The organism is Streptomyces sp. NPDC059080, assembly GCF_042739975.1.
GTDB lineage: Bacteria > Actinomycetota > Actinomycetes > Streptomycetales > Streptomycetaceae > Streptomyces > Streptomyces benahoarensis.
Genome location: NZ_JBHYGX010000005.1, coordinates 7,201 through 13,510, shown reverse-complemented (window position 1 = coordinate 13,510; position 6,310 = coordinate 7,201). Strand labels below are relative to the sequence as shown.

The window sequence follows — 6,310 nt, the reverse complement described above, 5'->3', positions numbered from 1 at the left end:
CCCCTCCTCTTGGTTGGGGCCCGCTTGCCTGTCCCCGGGGCCCACACCTCGTTCCTGAGTCACCTTCGGCTCCGGTCACCGCCGCGTGGGGTGCGGCGGGCGGCAGGGCGGGTACCGGGCGGGCCGGAGGTGCCCCGGAGCGCCCTGGGGTGACCGGCCGTCGCGCGGCGGGAGCGGGGCTCCCGCTCAGGGGCAGGTCCGGTGTCGGGGGCGGGCGTGGTGTCGGGGGCGGGCGTGGTGTGGGCGGCGGCCGCCGCGTCGCGGGTACCGCTCATCTCACGAGCCGCCTGCGCTTCGCGCTCCTCGCGTTCGCTCCGCAGACAGCGGCGCAGCGGTTCGGGGTCGAGGCCCTCGTTGATGCCGCGGTGCAACAGTTGGGCGAAAACGTAGTCGGGGTCGATGCCCAGGGCGCGGCTGAGAGCGACGCGGGCGGAAGGCTGGTCGTCCGTGGACCAGGCGACCCATCCGGCGAGGGTCAGTGGGGCGACGGAGTGCTCGATGTAGGCGCCCGCGCAGCGGCGGGCGAGGGCGCGCCAGACACGGAGGGCGGCTGCGGCGGAGGGGCCTTCCATCCATTCGGCGGCCCGGTCGCGGGTGAGGCGGTCCTGGAGTCCGAGGATGAGTTCGGCGGCTTCGGCGTCGGTGAGGAGGGCGTCGTCGCAGGCGTCGCGGGCCCTGTTGCTTCCGGCGGGCGTGTCCAGCCGGAAGCGGTGGATCATGGCAGCTGCCCGGTCGAGGGTGTCCTCACGGACGACGTGGGCGCCGTTGGCGTGGAGCATCCGGGGCAGGAAGCGGCTGACCGCGGTGTCGAGGGCCTTGACCTGCTCAGCGGCGCGGGGACCGGTGCGTGGGGTGAGGCGTGCCTCCATCTCCTTGAGGGAGCCGCGTACCTGCATGCCCGCGTACGCGGCGGCCGCCGCCATGACCGAGGTGCCGGGCATGACCATGGGTTTGCCGTCGGCGGGACAGCAGCGGTAGTCGGGGCAGCAGTACGACCAGTAGCGGTTGTTGGAGAGGCAGAGCGCTTCGAGGACGGGGACGTCAAGGGTGCCGCAGGCGGTGCGCAGTCGCTGGGCGAGGGGCCGTAGGCGCTGTGTGACGTCCTGGCCGCGTTCGCCGTTCGTCGGCTCCTGGCAGAGGAAGACGAGCATGCCGGTGGGTCGGTCGCCGCGGTTGTCGGCGGCGGTGATGAGGCAGGAGGCGAGTTGGTCGGCGACGTCGGGCCACTGTTCCGGGTCGGTAGGGATGCCGAGCCTGACCCGGGCGCCGAAGCGTCCGCGGGGGCCGTGGAGTCCCACCAGGACGACGCTGTCGTCGGGGTAGAAGCCCATCAAGTACGGCAGGGCGTCGGCGAGGTCGGCGGCGTCGCGCAGGGTGACCTGCTGCTCGGTTTCGGGTCCCGGGTGGGTGGTGTGGTTTCCGTCGGATGGTGCGGCGTCGGGTGCGGGGACGCCTGCCGGGCCAGGACCGTCCGGGCCGGGACCGTCCGGGGTGGGGGCGTCCGGAGCGGGGCCGGTCGGGGTGGGACCGTCCGGAGCGGGGCCGGTCGGGAGGAAAAGGTTCGCAGGCAGAGAGAGGTCGGCGGGAGCGGGGTCGCCGGGTCGGGGTGCGCCGGGTCGTCCGGCGGCGGGGTGTCGTGGTCCTGCGGCGCGGGTGGTTCCGGCGTCGGGGCAGGCAGGCTTCCGTGGGGGTGCCGTGGTTTTCGGGGGCGGGGCGGTCGAGGACGAGCGGGGCGCGGGGATCGTAGGAGCCGGTGGCCGCGCGGCGGCCGGTGCGGAGGCCGCGGGCGGACCTTCCGGGCGCCCGGAGGCGGAGGACGTACCGGGGCGGGAAGGCGGCTTCCGGGTGGGGTTCGGGTCGTGAGGTCGTTCGCTGTGCTGGTTCATGGCTCGAAGATCCCGCGCCGGTCCGCCGCGCCGCGACCCCTGTGGATAACTGCCGGGTGACGGAGATTTCCACAGGCCCGGGCGAAGGGCGAGCGCTACTCGGGGGCCACGGTCCTGGCGCCGGAGGTCGCCCATGACACCGGAGGCCGTCTGCGGTCCTGACGCCTCGTGCCCGGGGTGGCGAGAGGCCCGTGATCACTGCCCGGTCGTCGAGCGGCGCGGGCGTCCTGGACGTGGGCGGTGCCGGGGCAGTCCCTCACGGTCGGCAGGTTCCCGGCGCGACTTCGCAGAGTGCGCCGGCCCGCCCGTCGTCACCAGCTGTGGTGCGACGATGCCCCGCGCCCGGGCCGGAACCGGGGCGACCCGCCACGCGGCTGCCGCACACCATGCTGCCGAGGAGCCGCGCGGCTCGTCGGGCCGACGCGCACCCCGAGCCCCATCGGAACGGGGCAGCCGACACCGCATGAGCCTGGGCCGAGGCGACGGCCCCGCGCAGCAGGAGCGCCCCAGCTCACCGTCACAGCCCGGCACGCCACAGCCCCGGGCCCGCACCCGGAACCGGCGCCCCGTCAGGCGCCTGCCGCGCACCAGGCCCCGCCAAATCCACAGGGGCGCCTCAAGGACAGCCCAACACCCCACCGTCACCACGCCGCACAGGCCGAACCCCGGCAGGGCACGAAACCCGCCCCCTCACCCCGCCGCCGCAAGCACCAACGGCAGCACCCGTTCCGTGCCCGCCCGCTGGAGGAGGCGGGCGGCGACCGCGAGGGTCCAGCCGGAGTCGGTGTAGTCGTCCACGAGCAGGACCGGGCCGGGGGTCCGGGCGAGGCCATCGGCCAGAGGCGCGGGGACGGTGAAGGCGGTGGACAGGGCCTGGAGGCGTTGTGCGGAGTTGCTGCGGCGGACTCGGTGGGCGTTGCCCTGCTCGGTGTGGGCGAGGGAGCCGAGGAAGGGGAGGTGGCCGATGCGTGCGATGCCTTCGGCGAGGGAGTGGACGAGCCGGGGACGGCTCAGGGACGGGACGGCGACGACGCCCACCGGCCGGGCGGCAGCGTCCGGTTCCTTCGAGGCCCAGCCGCCCGGGGAACGGGCCCAGTCACCGAGGACCGCCACCGCGGCCTGGAGGACATCGTCCGGGACGGGGCCGTCCGGGGCCTGCTCGGCCAGCAGCGGGCGCAGGCGGTTGCCCCAGCCGATGTCGGAGAGGCGGCCCAGGGCACGCCCGGGGGCGCACTGTTCGTTGGCCGGAATGCGGCCCTTGAGGTCGATGCCCAGGGCGGGCATGCCCGTCGGCCACATGCGGCGGGGTTCGACCGCCACGCCCGGGCGGTCCAGTTCGCCCGTGGCGCCTGCCAGCGCCGCCGAGGACACCGTGGAGTTGGTCCACTCCCCCGCGCAGTTGTCGCAGCGGCCGCACGGGGCCGCCCCCTCGTCGTCCAGCTGGCGGCGCAGGAACTCCATCCGGCACCGGGCGGTGCCGACGTAGTCGCGCATGGCCTGCTGTTCGGCGGCGCGTTGCCGTGCGACCCAGGCGTACCGCTCGGCGTCGTACACCCAGTCGGCGCCGGTGGCCGTCCAGCCGCCCTTCACGCGCCGGACCGCGCCGTCCACGTCCAGCACCTTCAGCATCATCTCCAGCCTGTTGCGCCGCAGGTCGACCTGGGCCTCCAGGGCCGGTACGGACAGTGGGCGTCCGGCGTCGGCGAGGGCGGTGAGGGTCTGGCGGACCTGGGACTCGGGCGGGAAGGCGACCTCGGCGAAGTAGCGCCAGATGGCCTCGTCCTCCTTGCCGGGCAGGAGGAGCACATCGGCGTGGGCCACGCCGCGGCCCGCGCGGCCCACCTGCTGGTAGTAGGAGATGGGCGAGGACGGCGAACCGAGGTGGATCACGAAACCCAGATCGGGCTTGTCGAAGCCCATACCGAGCGCGGAGGTCGCGACGAGCGCCTTGACGCGGTTCTCCAGCAGGTCGGTCTCGGCCAGCTGGCGGTCGGCGTTCTCGGTGCGGCCGGTGTAGGAGGCGACGCGGAAACCGCGGCCCTGCAGGTAGGCGGTGACCTCCTCGGCGGCCGAGACGGTGAGGGTGTAGATGATTCCGGAGCCCGGCAGTTCCCCCAGATGGTCGGCGAGCCAGGCCAGGCGGTGTGCGGCGTCCGGCAGTCGCACCACACCGAGCCGCAGGCTCTCCCGCTCCAGCGTGCCGCGCAGCACCAGGGCCTCCCCCACGCCCGTGCCGAGCTGGTCGGCGACGTCCGCCGTGACCCGGGCGTTGGCGGTGGCGGTGGTGGCGAGGACGGGGACACCCGGGGAGAGCTCCGCGAGCATGGTGCGCAGCCTGCGGTAGTCCGGGCGGAAGTCGTGGCCCCAGTCGGAGATGCAGTGCGCCTCGTCCACCACGAGCAGGCCGGTGGTGGCCGCGAGCTTGGGCAGCATCCGTTCGCGGAAGTCGACGGAGTTGAGGCGCTCCGGGCTGACCAGGAGGACGTCGACGTCGCCGCGCTCGACCTCCTCGTGGATGGCGTCCCACTCCTCCGGGTTGGCGGAGTTGATCGTGCGCGCCCGGATTCCGGCGCGGGCGGCCGACTCGACCTGGTTGCGCATCAGCGCCAGCAGCGGCGAGATGATCACCGTCGGGCCGGAACCGCGGCGGCGCAGCAGCGCGGTGGCGACGAAGTACACCGCCGACTTGCCCCAGCCGGTGCGCTGCACGACCAGCGCGCGACGGCGCTCGACCACCAGGGCGGCCACCGCCTGCCACTGGTCCTCCCGAAGCGTCGCCGGGCCCCCCGGGTCGCCGACCAGTTCGGCGAGGATGGCGTCGGCTTCGGCACGCAGCTCCTGTTGGTTCATGCCCCCCATGCAACCGCACGGCACTGACAAACAGCCACCTGCCCACCGCTGCGGAGGCCGTCCGCGTGCTCCGCCCATGCCGGAGAACGTCGCCGCCGGACGTCCGCGCGGACTTTTCCACCCTCCCCGTATGAGGCTGTTTACGCAGGTCAGAGGCTTGACGCAGGGGCCTCGCCGGGGTGGGCCGCGGTCGTGGTGCGGTGCTCGGCACGCTGAAGAAATGGGGGGTCCGCACCCGTAGGCGGCCCGGTTCGCGGAGCCCGTGGCGCGTTTCACGGCTGCGGCGGGCCGGTCGCGACGCCGCCGGGCGCGGACCGGCACGTGGCCCGACGGTTCCCGAGGACCGCTACGCGGCACGCGTCTCGTACGCCCGCGCAGTGCCCGCCATATGCCCCGCGCGGGGAAAGGCCCGTGCGAGGCCGATGTGGAGCGGGCGACGGGGCGTCGGGCGGGGCGGCGGCGGGAAGGATGGAAGCAGCGCCATCGGTGAGGCGGGAGTGCGCGCGGGGGGTGGATACGGCCGCGAGCCCGTGCGAGCGCGGAGACCGGTGCCGCATCCACGTACCGGCCGTGCGCGCCCGGTCGCCGTGGAGTCGCGCGCCCGGCGCCGCCTGCCGGAGGGATGCGTGGTGGAAGGGAGGAACGTGGATTTCGCCGACGTCCCACGCACGCCCGTGTCCCGGCCCGCGTCCGCCGATCCGGCTGCCCGGCGGAGCCGCGTACTGGAGCCCACCGAGTGGGCGACGGCCGGGATTCCGCTGCTGCGCAACCCCCGTGAGCTGATCAACGGGGTGTACGACCGGCACGCCCCGGCGCTCTCCACCGCAGTGGTGGCGGTGCTCGATCCGGATCAGCGGGTGCGGGCGAGCGCGTCGTTCACGCTCGCCGCCGCCGACCCCGACGGGTGGCGGTTCCGGCACGCCCTGCTGGTGCATCTGCGGCGGATCGTGCCGCACGATCTGCGGTTGCGGATCCCGGTGCGTACGGCGGTGCTCGTGTACTGCCGCGCGGGCGAGCTGCGGTGGACGGAGACGGACGGCGCCTGGATGTGGGGGCTGCGGGACGCCTGCACGCTGCACGGGCTGCGGTGCGGGGCGTACTTGATGACGAACGGCGAGCGCTGGCAGGTGCTGGGCGAGGAGCGCGGCGGACGGCGGCGCGGCGGACGGCCGAAGCCGGGCGGGCGCGCCGTGGTCGCGGCGGGCGGCGAGCGGCCCCGTGCCGTACCGGAGACGGCGCGGCGGCGGAGCGGTGCGCGGCGGTCGGCCGGTGGTGCGGAGCGGCCCCGGCGCCTGCCGGAATCCGAGGCTCCGACGGGTAGCCGGGGCCCCAGAAGCATTGCCGCGAGCGGGAGTTGAGGCGGCGGGCCGGAGAAGCCCCGGGCCGCCGCGGAAGCGCAGCCACCGTTTTCGGGTACGTGCACGGTGCCCGCGCACCGGCCGCGCATGGGGCGTCAGCGGTGCCCGTATGCGCGCCTCGCCGTACCCCTGGCTGCCACCGTGCACCAGTCCCCCGGGCACGCCGACGCCCCCCCCGGGGGGGGGGGGGGGGGGGGCGCGGCCGCGCGCGCGCGG

At 75.1% G+C, this 6,310-nt stretch carries 3 protein-coding genes; 1 reads left to right on the top strand and 2 read right to left on the bottom strand.

The features are described 5' to 3' along the window. Positions 1 to 59: 59 nt before the first annotated feature. Positions 60 to 1,331 (bottom strand): DUF4192 domain-containing protein, encoded by a 1,272-nt coding sequence (locus ACFWWQ_RS05160; RefSeq protein ID WP_384590346.1) that lies wholly within the window; start codon positions 1,329 to 1,331, stop codon positions 60 to 62. A 1,245-nt stretch (positions 1,332 to 2,576) separates the two neighbouring features. Next, positions 2,577 to 4,736, bottom strand: coding sequence for a RecQ family ATP-dependent DNA helicase (locus ACFWWQ_RS05155; protein WP_384590343.1), 2,160 nt, complete (start codon positions 4,734 to 4,736; stop codon positions 2,577 to 2,579). Between the two features lie 644 nt (positions 4,737 to 5,380). On the opposite strand from ACFWWQ_RS05155, the gene ACFWWQ_RS05150 reads away from it, so the two are divergent. After that, the gene (locus tag ACFWWQ_RS05150) at positions 5,381 to 6,094 is read left to right on the top strand and encodes a hypothetical protein (RefSeq protein WP_384590340.1); all 714 of its coding nucleotides are present in this window, start codon (positions 5,381 to 5,383) and stop codon (positions 6,092 to 6,094) included. Positions 6,095 to 6,310: the final 216 nt, after the last annotated feature.

Bases quoted from the DNA above. Each gene is read 5' to 3' on its own strand.
- ACFWWQ_RS05160 (WP_384590346.1), bottom strand. From the start codon at position 1,331: ATGGGCTTCTACCCCGACGACAGCGTCGTCCTGGTGGGACTCCACGGC.
- ACFWWQ_RS05155 (WP_384590343.1), bottom strand. From the start codon at position 4,736: ATGAACCAACAGGAGCTGCGTGCCGAAGCCGACGCCATCCTCGCCGAA.